Origin of the sequence: Flavobacterium salmonis (genome assembly GCF_903819435.1) — a bacterium.
GTDB lineage: Bacteria > Bacteroidota > Bacteroidia > Flavobacteriales > Flavobacteriaceae > Flavobacterium > Flavobacterium chungangense.
The window spans coordinates 108,959-125,332 of record NZ_CAIJDP010000062.1; the positions used below are offsets into that span (position 1 = coordinate 108,959).

20 protein-coding genes and 1 pseudogene are annotated in these 16,374 nt (G+C 34.5%); 4 read left to right on the plus strand and 17 right to left on the minus strand.

The features are described from left to right. The first annotated feature begins 424 nt into the window (after positions 1 to 424). From FLACHUCJ7_RS07825 to nadD, 4 genes and pseudogenes are all read left to right on the plus strand, one after another. Positions 425 to 1,285 carry a YicC/YloC family endoribonuclease gene (locus FLACHUCJ7_RS07825; RefSeq protein WP_078229074.1) on the plus strand — a complete coding sequence of 287 codons (861 nt, stop codon included), beginning with the start codon at positions 425 to 427 and terminating at the stop codon, positions 1,283 to 1,285. A gap of 64 nt (positions 1,286 to 1,349) precedes the next feature. Beyond that, positions 1,350 to 1,922, plus strand: coding sequence for a guanylate kinase (gmk, locus tag FLACHUCJ7_RS07830; protein WP_078229075.1), 573 nt, complete (start codon positions 1,350 to 1,352; stop codon positions 1,920 to 1,922). 121 nt (positions 1,923 to 2,043) lie between these two features. After that, positions 2,044 to 2,409: pseudogene (locus FLACHUCJ7_RS07835) on the plus strand (four helix bundle protein). A gap of 92 nt (positions 2,410 to 2,501) precedes the next feature. After that, positions 2,502 to 3,083 (plus strand): nicotinate (nicotinamide) nucleotide adenylyltransferase, encoded by a 582-nt coding sequence (gene nadD, locus FLACHUCJ7_RS07840; RefSeq protein WP_180908513.1) that lies wholly within the window; start codon positions 2,502 to 2,504, stop codon positions 3,081 to 3,083. Between the two features lie 198 nt (positions 3,084 to 3,281). Here the strand turns inward: nadD and FLACHUCJ7_RS07845 are convergent, their stop codons facing one another. From FLACHUCJ7_RS07845 to FLACHUCJ7_RS07925, 17 genes are all read right to left on the minus strand, one after another. Then, entirely contained in the window at positions 3,282 to 3,878 is a 597-nt protein-coding gene (locus FLACHUCJ7_RS07845) for a rhodanese-like domain-containing protein (protein WP_180908514.1), read from the minus strand. 47 nt (positions 3,879 to 3,925) lie between these two features. Beyond that, positions 3,926 to 5,395, minus strand: coding sequence for a nicotinate phosphoribosyltransferase (locus FLACHUCJ7_RS07850; RefSeq protein WP_180908515.1), 1,470 nt, complete (start codon positions 5,393 to 5,395; stop codon positions 3,926 to 3,928). Positions 5,396 to 5,400: 5 nt separating this feature from the next. After that, a complete protein-coding gene (locus FLACHUCJ7_RS07855) occupies positions 5,401 to 5,715 on the minus strand; it encodes a hypothetical protein (protein ID WP_180908516.1) in 315 nt (104 codons plus the stop codon). A 24-nt stretch (positions 5,716 to 5,739) separates the two neighbouring features. Further along, positions 5,740 to 6,678, minus strand: coding sequence for an ADP-ribosylglycohydrolase family protein (locus tag FLACHUCJ7_RS07860; protein ID WP_180908517.1), 939 nt, complete (start codon positions 6,676 to 6,678; stop codon positions 5,740 to 5,742). A 1-nt stretch (position 6,679) separates the two neighbouring features. After that, positions 6,680 to 7,411: a metallophosphoesterase family protein gene (locus FLACHUCJ7_RS07865; protein WP_180908518.1), complete on the minus strand. Its 732-nt coding sequence runs from the start codon at positions 7,409 to 7,411 to the stop codon at positions 6,680 to 6,682. 3 nt (positions 7,412 to 7,414) lie between these two features. After that, the gene (locus FLACHUCJ7_RS07870) at positions 7,415 to 7,975 is read right to left on the minus strand and encodes a prolyl hydroxylase family protein (protein ID WP_180908519.1); all 561 of its coding nucleotides are present in this window, start codon (positions 7,973 to 7,975) and stop codon (positions 7,415 to 7,417) included. A gap of 66 nt (positions 7,976 to 8,041) precedes the next feature. Next, the gene (locus FLACHUCJ7_RS07875) at positions 8,042 to 8,596 is read right to left on the minus strand and encodes an RNA 2'-phosphotransferase (RefSeq protein ID WP_180908520.1); all 555 of its coding nucleotides are present in this window, start codon (positions 8,594 to 8,596) and stop codon (positions 8,042 to 8,044) included. 23 nt (positions 8,597 to 8,619) lie between these two features. Continuing rightward, positions 8,620 to 9,090: a macro domain-containing protein gene (locus tag FLACHUCJ7_RS07880; RefSeq protein WP_180908521.1), complete on the minus strand. Its 471-nt coding sequence runs from the start codon at positions 9,088 to 9,090 to the stop codon at positions 8,620 to 8,622. Positions 9,091 to 9,101: 11 nt separating this feature from the next. Next, positions 9,102 to 9,797: a DUF2971 domain-containing protein gene (locus tag FLACHUCJ7_RS07885; RefSeq protein ID WP_180908522.1), complete on the minus strand. Its 696-nt coding sequence runs from the start codon at positions 9,795 to 9,797 to the stop codon at positions 9,102 to 9,104. A gap of 8 nt (positions 9,798 to 9,805) precedes the next feature. Next, a complete protein-coding gene (locus FLACHUCJ7_RS07890; RefSeq protein ID WP_180908523.1) occupies positions 9,806 to 10,333 on the minus strand; it encodes an NADAR family protein in 528 nt (175 codons plus the stop codon). 11 nt (positions 10,334 to 10,344) lie between these two features. Continuing rightward, positions 10,345 to 11,427 carry an adenylosuccinate synthetase gene (locus tag FLACHUCJ7_RS07895; RefSeq protein WP_180908524.1) on the minus strand — a complete coding sequence of 361 codons (1,083 nt, stop codon included), beginning with the start codon at positions 11,425 to 11,427 and terminating at the stop codon, positions 10,345 to 10,347. A 149-nt stretch (positions 11,428 to 11,576) separates the two neighbouring features. Further along, positions 11,577 to 12,446, minus strand: a complete 870-nt coding sequence (locus tag FLACHUCJ7_RS07900) for a hypothetical protein (protein ID WP_180908525.1) — start codon at positions 12,444 to 12,446, stop codon at positions 11,577 to 11,579. A gap of 2 nt (positions 12,447 to 12,448) precedes the next feature. After that, positions 12,449 to 12,784 (minus strand): hypothetical protein, encoded by a 336-nt coding sequence (locus tag FLACHUCJ7_RS07905; protein ID WP_031455095.1) that lies wholly within the window; start codon positions 12,782 to 12,784, stop codon positions 12,449 to 12,451. A gap of 90 nt (positions 12,785 to 12,874) precedes the next feature. Continuing rightward, positions 12,875 to 13,693 (minus strand): TIGR02452 family protein, encoded by an 819-nt coding sequence (locus FLACHUCJ7_RS07910; protein ID WP_180908526.1) that lies wholly within the window; start codon positions 13,691 to 13,693, stop codon positions 12,875 to 12,877. After that, positions 13,690 to 14,517, minus strand: a complete 828-nt coding sequence (gene prs / locus FLACHUCJ7_RS07915) for a ribose-phosphate diphosphokinase (RefSeq protein WP_180908527.1) — start codon at positions 14,515 to 14,517, stop codon at positions 13,690 to 13,692. The genes FLACHUCJ7_RS07910 and prs overlap by 4 nt, the downstream gene beginning before the upstream one ends. Before the next feature lie 75 nt (positions 14,518 to 14,592). After that, on the minus strand, positions 14,593 to 15,285 hold the full coding sequence (locus tag FLACHUCJ7_RS07920; RefSeq protein ID WP_180908528.1) for an NUDIX hydrolase: 693 nt from the start codon (positions 15,283 to 15,285) through the stop codon (positions 14,593 to 14,595). Positions 15,286 to 15,462: 177 nt separating this feature from the next. After that, a complete protein-coding gene (locus tag FLACHUCJ7_RS07925) occupies positions 15,463 to 16,362 on the minus strand; it encodes a LysR family transcriptional regulator (protein ID WP_180908529.1) in 900 nt (299 codons plus the stop codon). Between the last annotated feature and the right edge of the window lie 12 nt (positions 16,363 to 16,374).

Below are 16,374 nucleotides of genomic sequence, written 5' to 3' on the forward strand. Positions count from 1 at the left end.
ATTAGGGTTTGCGTTAGGAATTACTTCACATGATTTTTATTTTTTAATCAGTGAATTTTATTTAAAGTGGAAATCCTTTTTTGTGCTTTTCTGCCTGAAAAAAGATTACTTCGTCAGTTCGCTAGCGCTCGGACAATGTCATTTAGTTAAGGATTAAAAGATAAAATGATTGCTGAATTTTGATTTCTGATATAAAAAATCTCGCAAAAAGGACAGTCTAAATATTTAGTTACAACAAATCTGAAATCAAAAATGGTTAACCCTCAATCTAAAATCTCTTAACTTAATTACATTGAGTGATCGTGTGCAGTGGATAGCCCGGCCTTTAGGCAACGCCCAATAAATTTCAAAACTTATTCGTCATAAAACTAGAAACCTTCTCTGTAAAGTTTTTTAGTATCTTTGCGCCTTTATACTCAATTATATGATACAATCGATGACGGGTTTTGGTAAAGCTTCTTTGCAATTGCCAACGAAAAAAATTACTGTAGAAGTAAAATCTCTGAATAGTAAAGGTTTAGATCTGAATGTGAGAATGCCTTCGGTTTACCGTGAAATGGAATTGGGTTTGCGTACCCTGATTTCGACCAGACTGGAAAGAGGAAAAGTCGATTTTGCGATTTATGTCGAAAGTACATCTGAGCAGACTTCTACCAAAGTAAATGTACCGGTTGTAAAAAATTATATTGCCCAGTTAAGAGAAGTTTATCCGGATGCTGATGAAACCGAGCTGATGAAAATGGCAGTTCGTATGCCGGACGTTCTAAAAACAGAACGTGAGGAGATTGACGAAAACGACTGGGAGCAGATTCAGGTAATCATTCATGAGGCTTTACAAAATATTTTGAGTTTCAGAAAAGACGAAGGAGAATCGCTTGAGAAAGAATTCAATCTTAGAATAGGGAATATCCGTCAATACATGGAGGATGCTTTGGCATTAGATCCGGAAAGAGTTCAGGCTATAAAAGACCGTTTGCACACAGCAATTTCTGAATTGCAGGTTAATGTTGATGAAAATCGCTTCGAGCAGGAACTGATTTATTATTTGGAAAAACTGGATATTACAGAAGAAAAAGTTCGTTTAACCAATCATTTGGATTATTTTATTGAAACTTTAAACGGGAGTGAAGCAAATGGTCGTAAACTAGGCTTTATAACTCAGGAAATGGGTCGCGAAATCAACACAATGGGTTCAAAATCAAATCATGCCCAAATGCAGAAACTGGTGGTGATGATGAAAGATGAACTGGAAAAGATTAAAGAACAGGTACTAAACGTATTATAAAGTAATCAGTAAGTGAATACTAATTAGCTGTTCACTAATTACTAATTACTAATTACTAATAAAAATGAATAAAGGAAAATTAATTGTTTTCTCTGCACCATCAGGATCAGGAAAAACAACGATAGTAAAACATTTACTGAAACAGGAAGATTTAAATTTAGAATTTTCAATCTCAGCAGCTTCACGCGACCCACGCGGAGAAGAAGTCAACGGAAAAGATTACTATTTTATTTCGCTGGAAGAATTCAAAAAACACATCAAAGCTGAAGATTTCCTGGAATGGGAAGAAGTGTACCGCGATAACTTTTACGGTACTTTAAAATCGGAAATTGAAAGAATCTGGGCTTTGGGTAAAAATGTAATTTTCGATATTGATGTTGCCGGAGGATTGCGCATCAAACATAAATTTCCGGAACAGACTTTAGCCGTTTTTGTAAAACCACCAAGTGTTGACGAACTAAAACGCCGATTAAAAGAACGCTCTACAGAAAGCGAAGATAAAATCAATATGCGTATTGCAAAAGCTTCGGTTGAACTGGCTACTGCGCCACAATTTGATGTGATTATTAAAAACTATGATTTGGCTGTGGCTTTGGAAGAAGCGCATCAGTTGGTGAAGGATTTTGTTTCTAAATGAGTGCTTAGTCCTTAGTTTTTTAGTCCTTAGTCTGTTGTTGAAAGTACTGAGTTATTAAGTGGTGGATATTATATTCCTAAGTTCTTAGTCCTTAGTTTGTAATTAGAAGTTTAAAAAATATATGAGCGGAGTTAAATCGTATAAAGAATTACTTATTTGGCGAAAGGGAATCAGGATTGTTGTTCTGGTTTATAAATTAACAAGAGACTTTCCGAAAGAAGAAATATATGCTTTAACAAGCCAGTTAAAAAGAGCGAGTGTTTCAATTCCTTCAAATATTGCTTAAGGTTTTGGACGACAAACGGATAAATCCTTTAATCATTTTTTGAATATAGCCAGAGGCTCATTAAACGAAATAGAAACCCAATTAATTATCGCAAAAGAATTAGAATTCATTTCTAATGATATCTTGTTTAATGAAATTATGTTTTTAATTGAAGAAGAAAGCAAAATGATAAATGCTTTTTCAAAAAATCTAAAAGAATAATTTATCATTTTAGTCCTTAGTATTAATGATTAAGAAGAATACATTAAGTTTTAAAACTAAGGACTAACAACTAATAAACTAAGGACTAAACAATGAAAATAGGCCTCTACTTCGGAACATACAACCCCATTCACATTGGTCATTTGATTATTGCGAATCATATGGCTGAATTTGCCGGTTTAGATCAGGTTTGGATGGTGGTTACGCCTCATAATCCGTTAAAAAAGAAAGCTACTTTGCTCGATGACCACCACCGTTTGCAAATGGTGTATCTGGCTACTGAGGATTTTCCAAAAATAAAACCTTCGGATATTGAGTTTAAATTGACACAACCAAATTATACGGTAAATACACTGGCGCATTTGCATGATAAATATCCGAATCATGATTTTTCATTGATCATGGGAGAGGATAATGTGAAAACACTTCACAAGTGGAAAAACTATGAAGTACTTTTGAATAATCATGATATTTACGTTTACCCGCGCATTTCAGATGAACCGGAAAATAGCGAACTAAAATCACATCCTAGAGTTCATATTATTGATGCGCCTGTTGTAGAAATTTCATCTACTTTTATTCGGGAGAATATTAAGAAAGGGAAAAATATCCAGCCGCTTTTGCCTTCAAAAGTCTGGGAATATATTGATCATAATAATTTTTATAAGAAATAATTTTCCATACAGTTTTACGCAATCTTGTCATTCCGACGAAGGAGGAATCTTCGTTGCTAGATCGACACAGATTGATATTCTTTGTGGAGCTACTTACGAAGATTCCTCGTTTCTCGGAATGACAAACATAACGCAAAAAACAAGTCATAAAAAAAGCCTGAATGGATAAAATTCAGGCTTTCATTTTTATGATGTTTGTTATTTCACTTCAGTTCCTTCAAACGTTATTCTCGAATCATTTACATTGACCAGTTCATCCAGTTCATAGATATTTTTATATCCGTAGCCATAAAGGTTAATATGCGTTGGAATGTTTAATGCCAGCATAATGGGTTTTCTGTTGGACAGAATTTGGGTTTCTATATTGGTTTTTGGTTTCGCCATTTTAGAAGCAAAATCTATTGGATCCCCATCGAAATTATTATTACAGTAAATCAATATTCTGGTATTGGGATCCGGAATTAACTTTAAAAGGTTTTCCTGTGTAAAGTCAGTAAAATCCAGATGAATCGCACCTTTTAAATGTTTTCTGTTGAAACGAAAATCTGAACGGGAATCCAAAATTACGGTGTTTTCTTCCTTTGCCATTTTCAAAAAAACATCCAGACTCACTAAGTTTTTTTCTCGTTGCTTTTCTAATTCGGAGACAAGATTTTTAAAATCATCATAGTCAACCAGTGCTTTTGGATACTGTTCTTTCTCTGCCATCTTTTTTGTTTGATTTGATGTTTGTGAATGAGCAATTCCGGTTATAAAAAGGCTTCCTGCTAAAGTTATAAGAGATGTAATTTTCATAGTTTATATTTTTAAGGATGGACTTTTTTATAACCGGATTGTATTATTTATGCTTCGATACTGATTCCTGTACTAACACGGATTCTAATATCATTTAAAGACTGATCAATTAAAAGTTTCCCGTCTCTGAAAACTTCTTTCAGTTCGCCTTGTTTTTCTTCTTCCCATGAAACATTATCTTTTAAATTATATATTCCATCAACTAAATCAATTTTCATCAATCCTTTAGCTGATTTTTTAGTTCCGTCATCTGTAATAGGATCTTTGAAGATCGCTCTTCCTTCGCCATCAACTTCTCCGTAAGTCGCTTTCATGGCAAAACCAAAAGTATCCCTTGTATTGTATTGATACGTGAAAGATCCAATTCCTAAAACCACATTAGTAGAAGCGAATCCTTTTGCTTTTAAACGCTCACAAATCTGAATCGCTCTGGCAACTGTAATACTGTCGCCGTAAATAGCACCAATTTGCGGAACTAATTCTTTAAAACCTTTCTCATTTATGCTTCCGCCAAAAACATCCCAAAGCAGTTCAATAACACCTTTCTTCTCTTGTTCTGTTTTGCCGTTTGGATTTCCGCAGATAATATCAACCGGATCACCGCTGTCAGGACGAATAACTACTTTACCTTCACGGGCTACAATATCTTCTTTAAGGCGAGGCAGATAATCGGTCAAAACTTTCCATAAATCCCAGGTGTCAGAAACGATAGAGACAATTCCTTTTGGATATACTTCTGTGATTAACCTTTTAAACGTTTCACATTCGCCTTCCGTAGTTCCCATACACATTACAGAATGCTCAGTTGCGGCAACAGAACCCGCGATTAATTCGGTATCTGAATTGGCGTTGTAATATTCTTCGAAGAAATCAATTGCCGGAATGGTATCAGATCCTGTAAAGCTCAATAAATGTCCGGCTGCAGAGGTTATGGCTGCTTCGATTCCGCCCATTCCCCGCATAGAGAAATCATGTCCCTGCCAGTTGACAAAATCAGGAACTGATGATGTTTCATCAGCATATTTGTCTAATACTTTTCTATATTCCCTTGCAATGGTAGCAGAGTTACAAGGCAGCCAAATCACCGCAGAAAGCAAGGTTTCAAAATAATTGGTCAGCCAGAAAAAGTCCGGAATCGTATTGTACATCGTAAACATGGGTACTCTTAATGGCACACTCGCACCTTCCGGCAACGCTTTAAAAACCATTGGAATGTATCCTAAATCATGTAAATCCTCAATATGTTTGGTGCCTACCTGGTTTTCTCCCAAATAATTATTGATTCTTCGGGCGTATTTTTTAACCACTTCCTCTTTTGGCTGTTTAAAAAAATACGTATCAAAATCATGAATAATGTATTTTTTGATAAAATACTGCAATCCGAAAAACACAACTTCTTCAAGACCTTCGATTCTTGATTTTCTGGGTGTCCAGTTAGAATATACTAAAGTAGTTTTGTCCGGGTATTGCCTTCTGTGGTCAACTTTGTAACCGTCGGTTAATAATAGTGGGTTCATATGTTTTATTGTTGTTTTAAATGTTCATGTAATATGTCAAATTCTAAAGATAAATTCAGATATTCCTGGATCCAGTCATTTTGCATTGAGATTTCCTGAAAAGTTCCTGTGGGTGCAAATAAATATCCCAAATACTCTAAACCTTTTTTATCGTTATTTCTCAGCAAATTATCAATTTTATTTATTTCGGCAATTACTTCTTCTGCCGAATTATAATTTGTCCACAATAAATCTGTATCAGGTGTAATTTTAGATTTAATTATTTTCAATAGTTTTATTACAGCGTCCCAATCATCAAATCTATCTTTCTTTTTTATCATGTTCCTGACCAATCATTGTGTTTATTATATTAACTTTTTTAATAATCGTTCTGCTAAATCTTTTATATCATTTGTTCTAACCAAATTTTCAATCCATTTTTCAGGGATATTTTCGATTCCATAATAAATTCCTGCCAAGCCTCCGGCAATAGCACCGGTTGTATCTGTGTCTTCGCCGAGATTAACTGCTTTTAAAACCGTTTCTTCATAAGAATCCGAATTCAGAAAGCACCAAATACTAGCTTCTAAACTATGTAGCACATAACCAGAAGAATGAATTTCGTCTTCCAAATATTCTGAAATATCATTTTTCAGAATTCTGTCAAATAACTGAATTTCTGCTGGATTAAACTTTTTATCTTTCAAAAATACCGAAACCGTATTTTTCATTTCGATATAGGCTTCGAATTTATCTTTCTCCTTTAAAATTTCCAAAGAATAAATCACATAAATAAAGCAGGCAAATATTGATCTGAAATGTGCATGCGTTACAGATGAAACTTCTTTGACTTTTTGGTAAATTACTTCAATATCATTTTCTTTTTGAAGATAAAAAACCAACGGCAAAATACGCATTAATGATCCGTTTCCGTTATCACTTTCAGAAAATCCTCCGCACAAATCGGGTTGATGTCCCTTTGCGATATTAAGAATGGCATGTCTCGTTGCAATTCCGATATCGAAAACTTGTCCGTGTGGTGTCCATAATTCTGCTGTATACCATTTAACGAAGTTCCTTCCGATATCATTTAAATCATAGCCTGAACATAAACTTTCTGCCAGACAAAAAGCCAAAGAACTATCATCGCTCCAGGTTCCGATTGGCTGATGATGTGTTCCAAAACCAAACATTTCGGTAACCGGATTTTGTTTTAAATACGTTCTCGACTTAAATTCAACCGGAACTCCTAAAGCATCACCAACAGCTAAACCGAATAAACCTGATTCTATTGTGTTTTTCATTTTATTTATTTCTTCCTTTTTCATTTGGATAAAACGTCTGTACTACATCACTCTGCCAAAATTCTTTTGTTTCAACATCAATACATGAAAGTTTTCCGTAAAAACCAGCTCCGGTATCAATATTCCAGACATTACAACCCTGCATTGGAATTTCTATATCATAATGAAGCGTTGGTGTATGACCGATGTAAATTTCATTAAAAAGTAATAACCTTTTTGGGTATAAATTCGAATCTTTTTTAATTCGTTTATCCATTATCAGCGCCATTTCCCATAAAGTTCTGTCCCATGAAAAATTGGTTTGATAATGTTCTTTTTCTGGTCCGTGCATCGATGAAAATCCGGCGTGAATGAAAAGGTTATTATGCTCATCAACAAAATAATCTTTTATTTGATTAAAGAATTCCAGATGTTTCTCTTTTGCCGAAAGATCTACATTATTATAACTTTCTATCGTTGATTTTCCGCCATGCAAAAACCAGATGTCGTTTATTACATCTTTTTCTAACCATTCCTGGCACCATGCATCATGATTTCCTTTTATAAAAATGCATTCCTGTTTTTGGGATAGCCTGATAAGAAATTCAATAACCTGTGCCGACTCGCTCCAGCCATCTACATAATCGCCTAAAAAAATTAACCGGTCAGTTTCAGATAAAGCGATTCGGTCCAGCAACTGAACTAAAGCTTTTAATCCTCCGTGGATGTCTCCAAAAACAAGTGTTCTTTTCATCAATTAGATGCTGTCTTTAAGTTTATACATAATATCACTTCTTAAAACATATTTTATTCCCGAAATCAAAGCTGCCCCTTCATGACGCTGTCTATGTTCAAAAATTAGCGCTGTTCCGGTTTTTGGTGTAATAATTTCACCCGAAGCAAATTTTGTTTCTCCTCCTTCATAGTTGTCATTCAAATAAATCATAAATGTATAATAGCTAAATTCAGTTTCACTGCGTTTATAACTTCCGTCAATGTGCATTTTAAAACGCTGCGTCGGATTATATTTGTAAAACCGGAACATTTCGTTTAATCCGATGGCTGTACTGTTTTTTACTTCAGATTTTATATAAGGTTCCAGTTTCTGCCATAGTAAAAAAGCGTATTCATCATCCTGATACATGATACGTTCGTTATTACGTACCATTTTCATCATCTTTTGAGCGCCATCAACATTTACTTCAGCTTCTTCAAAGCCAATCTGCTCACTTCTTTCTATTAACTCATTACACTCATCAACCGTAAGGAAATTATCAATCGTGTAAATTTCCGTTTCTTCATTAATAATGTTCAACATGATTATACATTTAGGAATTACTAAAATTGTTTTTTGGAGAATCTTATGTCTAAAGCAGTATTTTTATTACGATGTGAACTCAATATACTTCGCCGGAACCTCATCTGTAAGCCAGACATTATTCTCGGATAAATAAAATTTATATCCATCTCTGCGCATTGCACCACTTCTGATGGTTAAAATCTGAGGAATTCCTCTTCGGCTTCCTACTTTTACTGCCGTTTCTTTGTCTTTTGAAAGATGTACATGCTGACGGCTCATTTTTTTCAAACCTTCTTTGCGGATACTTTCCATAAACTTTCCAACTGTTCCATGATACAAATATTCAGAAGGTTCTGTTTCGGCCAGATTCAGTTCTACCGAAATCGAATGTCCCTGACTTGCTCTGATTTTGGTTTTATCTTCGTTAAAAGCAAAACGTTTTTTATCGTTATTTTCTACAACATAATCCAAAAGTTCGGCCGTCATCTGATTCTGGCTTCCTTTTTTATTACATTTTAGAATCAATTCTTCAACATCCGCCCATCCATTTTCGTCTAATTTTAATCCGATAGTTTCAGGCGAATGTCGCAGCACCAGACTTAAAAACTTGCTGACGCTTTTTGCTGTTTTTTCATTCATCTTTATTAATTTTTATTATGGATTTAAAAATCATAAACTACGACTTCTATATCCTGATAAGACAGCGTTTTAAGAATTATAGGTTCGATCATTTCCCATTTTCCGCCGGCTAATCCGCATCCGATTCTTGGCATGTGAACCGATGCATTATTTGTTTTTGCAAAATCAGAAACTGCTTCTAATCCTTCTTCAATAGCATTGTATCGAATTGGAGCTTCTCCGTTTTCATCTTTATTGATTTTATGCTGTCCGATTAAGTTTGCTACCCACAAATCTTCTTCAACCTGCACAAACTGCACTCTTCCTAATTCAAAATCATTTTTAGATTTGAACCATTCACGATATTGTTTTTCTGGTGTTTTCCATCTTTTTGAAATTGCCATTACAAATCCTTTTCCCCACCCGCCAATATCATTGCAAACGTGAACAATTATTTTGTTTCCTGATGTTTGAGGAGATGTTGCATCGCCTTTTATATATTGAATGTCTTTCATTTTTTTTTATTTCAAATGCTAATAATGATAATTTCATCATTTTGCTTTGTAGCTTTTTTAAATTCAATTGCCAAATTCTGATTTGAACAAGTATCTTTAATTTCTTTAATTGTGCTCTCTGGCATATCCCAACCAAATACAATTTCTTTATATGCTTCTTTTTCTGTATGAAAATCATCATTATAAAATATATCTGGTAATTTTTCATGATAAATAACCTTACCTCCACCACCTAAAAAGCTAAACATTATTTTGGGATTAAAGCCTACGCAGAAGCCCTTGCCGTCATCAGAATATTTATTCCACATCTTTAAGTTTGAAGGATTTGCTGTTAAACTTAATACACCAAACCTTCTATCGAATTCTAAAAAGTCCTGTTCTTGACGATCTTTTATATAATTTCTATTTTTCATCGGACTATTTTTACTCATTGTCTTTGCATGTTGCCGATGTTGTTGTCTACTCCAAGTTGGGTTTGCTTCTTTTGATAAATCAACATATTTGTTAAAAATATCTTGATTTGTCATTAGATCGTATCGTTTTAATAATTTACAATCTTTTTTATCTTCAAAATCAGTCGGCTTGGCCATAAAAACTGTTTTTTCAGTAATTATAGTTTTTTGAAATATATCATCCCACTTGCGGTATTTATAAACGATTTCTGGGAAATCTGGAGCTTCATCTATTGTTATTTTACGTACTTCCATAATCATTTTTATCTCAATTCATCCCTAACTTCCATCAAAGCAAAACCCAAAAGATTCAAACCTCTCCATTTCTCCGGATTCAGAACATCTTTATGATCTCCCGCCATTCCAATTCCCCAAATTGGATCTACCGGACTTGCTTCTACTAAAACTCTTTCTTTTGTGTTTAATAAAAAGGTTTTCAAATCAGCATTTTGACTGAACTTGTGAAAGTTTCCTGCTTTTACAATTTCATATCGGTTTTCTAACCAGATTTTGTCATCGTAATTTCTCACTTCACGGCCTAATTTTTTGGCTTCTGCCGGAGAATCGGTATTGAGGATTTTCTCTAAAATTTCCCAATCTTCGAATAATTCTGCTTTCTTCGCCATCATCCAGTGTTCGGCGGTTTTATAAGTTATTTTATCTACTTTAAAAGAACTTAACCACCATTGACTGAAACAGGTTTTGGTGATTTTTCCGTCTTTGTTTGGCTGATGTCCCCAAAAAAATAAAAACTTACTTTCCGGAGCTATGGTATCTATAGTGTATTTCATTTTTTCTCTTTTTATTGAAACAAAGAAGTAATCTCTTTAAAATCTTTCGAATCAGGTGAAAATGATCCGTAGATTTCATTGAACTCTGTTGTGAGACTTTCGAATTCATAATCCTGCTCCAGCTGATCCATACAGGTTACAACCAAATTTCGTTTTGCCATTGGGCTGTAAGCTGCATCGAGTTTTAGAGCATAATTTAAAAGTTCATAATTCAGACTTCCAAAACGTAAATGTTTTTGGTATTCGTTAAAAACACAGGTTTCTTCTTCGTTGTTTTTTAATTTAATTTCTCCTTCATTCGCCATCCAGCCTTTTCCGTGTCGGGTTGCATAACTTCGGGTTACGTAATAAATGGCTACATCTTCAATTTTTAGTTTGTTACAAATTTCAATCGCATTTTTTGAAGTTGTATTGGCATAGGTTACATTCGGAAAAATACCGTGATCCATATCGAGCAGAATTCCCTGACTGCCTTCAAAAATGAGATTTTCGTATTTTGAAAGTAACGTATAATCAACAATGTTCCATTGTATTTTATCGATTGCTTCCAGATATTGACCGACTTCTTCGTCAATTTCACTTTCGTTTAAAAAACCATAATAATAGGCGATTTGGTTTAACTTTTCTAAAAGCATTTCGCGTGGCGCAATCAAATCGATGGCAAACAATTTATACGGGCCTTCGTTTCTTTTCATGGTAGAACCAATGCCTTTTCCGCAGGTTCCGTTTTCGATGTTTCGCACATTTCCTCTGTTGTGCCAGACATCGAAAGGGGTTGTGATTTTTGCTAAAGGATGAATGTACAAATTCAGATTAGCGTCTTTTTCTTTTAATTCTTCTCTTTCATTATATAAAAAAAGCGGATGAATGGTGCAATGCTCGCTGTAATAAGATGGGAATCCCCTAAGAGCACCGCTTGCAAAACTCGAATGCACATGTTTTTTATCCCCAATCATTACGGTATGCGCCGCCTGTTGTCCGCCAGAAAACCGAATAACTATAGATTCAGGATTTTGTTTCGCCAGAAAATCTGTTGTTATGCCTTTTCCTTCATCACCAAATCCTAAACCTATAACTATTTGAGCTGTTTTCATTTTGTTCTTATTTTAATCTCGCAAAGTCGCGAAGCCGCAAAGTTCTTTTCAAACTTACTTTTTAATTAAAAATCTTTGCGCCTCTGCGTCTTTGCGAGTAAATTTATCCTTACTGAGAAAACTTTTAATCTTGCAAAGCCGCAGAGTTTTTAAAGCATTTGTATATTATCTAAACCTGTACTTGTTGCATCAGAAACTGGTATTGTTCCTAAGCCAGAACTTTTATGTTTATCACAAATTATCCTGGTAATGATATTTGGAATTTCCCTGTGATCTTCGATAGACAAACAATTTTGCCCCAGTAATTCTTTCCACGCCACATTTGCTCTTACTGCCTGATCAGAATGTAAAACGCTGATATGGTATACATCGTATCGTTTTTGTACTTCCTGTAATAATTCAAGATGCGTGTATGTTTGCTGTCCGGCTCCCATAATTTCCTTTATGGCTGATGCGGGAAGTGTCGGCAAATTTGGCTCATCACCTACGGTAAACAACAATCCTTTTTGACCTCTTTTTTCGAAAGCATCGGTTTTAGTATGGAAAGCTGCAAAATACCAGGCAAGAAGATAACTTTCGCCGGCATTTCCTCCACCTCCGGATTCAATATACGTTCTGGTTAACCACATGTCCAGCTCTTCGTCTCCAGATTCAAACTGACCGACCTGAAGCGGATATCTGTCGCATTCGTGATCGCCAATTCCTAAGAATAAAAGCGCCGGATCCGGAACGCCGCCCTGAATAATTCCGCCCATCAATTTTGGCAATCCTTCTTTGATCAGTTCGTGTGGAATGTGACCCATACTTCCCGTAACATCCAGTCCTAAAATAATCGGAACTGAATTGGGATGCACTTCAGAATCTCTGGCTTCCCGAAAAGTAATGCCATTCGGATTCATAGATTCATGCGCCATTCGTAAAGAATTCTGCGTAAAAATTTCACTTGCAGATTTTTTTCCATAACCTGCTGCTTCTGCTCTGCTCAAACGAGCTCCTAAATCATATCTTGTACCTCCCATGACTAAAATGTTTTACCAAATAAATATTCGAATCGTTTTTTTGTCACTTCAAACTGAATATTTAGATTTCTGATTGTTAATGATAATTCCATGTCTTTCTGAACAAAAGCTTCCGGCTGAAAATCGGCAAAAGTCAGACTGTTTTTATCCAGTGGACTAATATCAATTAATCCTTCTTGTTCTCTTTCGAGTCTTTTGATTTTTAATTCAATATCTTCGACTCTTCTTCTGTAAATTAATTCAGAATCCTCACCAATTGTTTTGGCTCTGTCTTCTCTAATCTGATCATTGTTTCTTTTTAAAGATTCAATAAATCTTGGTTTTAAATCGTCGCTCATTATCTTTTGGTTTATTGTTAATAGTTTGTTGTTTCAGGTTTTCTTTGTTTCAAGTTACTGTTTAGAACGTGAAACCTGAAACTTTTCAACTTAATTTAATATCTCTTCAAATTGTTTGAAATTGGATTTCTTTTCAGAATTGTCAAATATGGCAAAGATTATTTTTTTAAAAGCACCTGCATATTTTTCTGTAATAATTGCTTTGAATAAATGTGCTACATCTTTGGGTTCATTTCTAAAAACGCCACAACCCCAAGCTCCCAAAATAAGTGTATCGCTTTTTTGTTTTAAAGCTATTGCCAACACTTTAGCCATCCTTTTTTTGAAAATATCTTCTGTTTCAGCAATTTCTTTTTTTCTGTTATGTTGCTGCATCGCACCTTTGTTTGGTGCTGGTGCGGTAATCATATCTACAAGAAATGGTTTTTCAAAATAATTTCCATTGTTATCATTCCAAAACAAAACATTCGGACTATAAATCATGTAATCTGAATATAAAAACGAGGACTGATTTCTATTAAAATCGTACATCGTTTTGTCTTTGATTTGTGTTGCATAAAGGTTTGAAGATCTCGCCAGACTTTCTTCCTGAGCAGAAGCTCCTCCTAAGAACCCACCACCCGGATTTTTTGCAGAAGCAAAATTCAAAACGCAGATTTTACCATTTTTCTCCTTAACAATTGCTTCAATGGTTGAACAATTCTTTATAACAATTTCTGTTTCAAACTTATTTTCGATTGGTGTTTTTAAGATTTCATTCCAGTCATTTGGTGCAATTGTAAATGTATTTTGTATGGAATCTTTGAGTTCTTTTTCTACCGCAATCTTTTTTCCTTTATATTCATAAAAACCATTCTGTATGATTTCTAATGTTTTATTTGCTATTTCTACTCTATAATTTTTATTCATAATTCTAATTTTACGACCTGAACATTTTCACCTTCAAAATCTTTAAAAGAGTTTGTTGTAAAAATGCCGTCGAAGCAATTTAAAACTTCAAAACCTTTATTAAAGATTCCGTGGCTTACTGCTAAGTATAGCTTTCCGGCGTTTTTCTTTTTAAGTTCTTCGCCTAATCCTACGAAAGTTCCTCCTCCGTCGCATATATCATCTACAATTAAACAATCCATTCCTTGCAAATCATCATTGTAAACTTTAAACCCAGACAATTTTCCGGTTTTTACGTCACGGCTTTTACTGCATTCTACAACTTCAACTCCGCCTAAGAATTCAGAAACTTTATAGATTTTCTTCAAAGCGCCACCATCGGGAGAAATCAATTTTACGTTTTCGCCAATTACCTTTAAAACTTGTTGGATAAAAGTATGATTCGGAATGACTTCACAGTTGTTTACCAATGCCGGAGTAACTTCAGAGTGTGCATCAAAAACATAAACTTTATTTAATTGAAGCGTATTTATAATATCCGCATACACTTTTACAGATAAAGATTCTCCTTTTATCATCACACGATCTTGTCTTGCTGCCGGGAAATACGGAATAAAAAGATCAATGATTTTAACGTCCATTCTGCGTAAAGCATCAACAGTAATACACAACAAACCTAAATCGTTGAATGAATTTAACCGGTGAGTTATGGTTACTTTTTGTGTTGTATCAAAATCAGGATTGATTTTAATATGTGGTTCTCCGCCAGAAAAGGTAAAACTTTGAAACTGGATTTCTTCCTGGTTAAGTATAGGAGCGAATTTTGGGTCTAAATTTAGTATCATAGTTTTTTTAGTTTGCGTTAATTATACGCAAATATAGAATTATATTTTTGATTGACAATTTATTTTGTGTAAAAATTACGCAAACTTTATTTCAAAGTGAAAGCCTTTTTTGGTTAATTCATTATATTTCAATTTGTTAAACTTGAAAAGTTTTGCCGGACGTCCGCTTTTTGAGGATCCAAATTGTTCTGTTTCTTCAATGATTTCAAAACTTAATATTTTTTTTCTGAAATTTCTCCTGTCAATTTCTTTGTCTAAAATGGTACAGTATAAGTTTTCAAGTTCAGAAAAAAGGAATTCTTTTGGCAGTAAGTCAAAGCCAACCGGCTCATAAGTAAGTTTTGCTTTTAGGCGCTCGATAGCCTTTTTTAGAATACTGTTATGATCAAAAGCTAAGGTTGGAACCTCATTAATTTTGAACCACTGTGCATGTTCGGCATCAGAATCTGCTTTGATGGTTAATTTGGAAGGATCAACCAGAGCAAAATAGGCCACAGAAATCACACGATTTCTGGGATCTCGATTTACATCATCACCAAAAGTAAAGAGCTGTTCAAAATAAGTTACGGTAACATTGGTTTCTTCTTTTAATTCTCTTTTTACTGCATCCTGCAACGATTCGTCATTTTTGACCAAACCGCCAGGTAAAGCCCAATATGATTCCTGAGTACCAAATTTCTGCTGTATCAAAAGGACATACAATTGGTTGTGCTGGTAGCCAAATACAATTGCATCAACAGCTACTCTGATATTTTGAATGTTAGTCATATTCTAAATGCGTAAGATTTACACAAATATAAAGTTTTATATTTCTTACGCTGAGCAATTTAAATTTTAACCCACAAAAAAATTGGGATAAACCTGATTTTGCTATAGAACAAATTTAATGTGCAATAGAATATCCATGCTCATCATTTTTGATGATTTTTTTTGAAGCAATGATTTTTAAGTAGATAAGGCTATTCTAACTTCGTTGGCAATGGTGTCAAAAAAAGTCTTTAGGTTGTTGTTTTTAGCAGCCAGTAAATAGACATATTCTTCAGGCACGTGGAAACTATTCCAAACCAATTGTAGTTTGTTTTGCTGGATAAATTTTCTCGCATTGCAATTCCACGTTACAGCGACACCGGAATTTTTAGAGAGCATTTCCAGCATTTCATATTCTGACGGAATGATATAATTGGGAACCATTGAAGGTCTTTTTTTGTGAAAAGCATGCAGCCAGAATAGTTTTATATGTGGAATCCTGGCGTCATGAGAATACCATTTTTGTTCGTTTAGCCATTGTTCTGCTCCGGTAAAATCATCTGACTTGAGTTTCTGGCGAAATTCAGTAATATCTAAATTCGTTGGTCCAACCATCACCAGTTTAATTTTAGCAACCGTTTCCTGAATCGTATCAAACGTATCATATTTTTTAGAAACAATTGCAAAATCAAGTTTTTTAGAATCGACTAACGAAAAAAGAGTATCATCGTCGGCAAAAGTAAAATCGATTAAATCAAATTTTGCAATTAAACTATTTCCCACACTGCTGAAAAGATGTTTTGAGATTCCCACAGAAATTAACCGGGTTGCATCTTCTGCTTTAGCCCTGAATGTGTTTTCCACATTTTCAAGCCGATCAAGTGCGTCTATTATTAAGTTATTCAGTAACTTAGCATACTCGGTTGGTTCTACACCTTTAGATTTTCGAATAAATAATTTGTTTCCAACATGAGCTTCGAGCATAGAGATCTGCTGACTAACTGCCGGCTGGCTCATAAATAATTCCTTTGCAGCAATAGAAAAATTTCCGTTTTTATAGACAGCTTTAAACGTTCTGTACCATTCCAGATTTACCATGATATAGTTTTA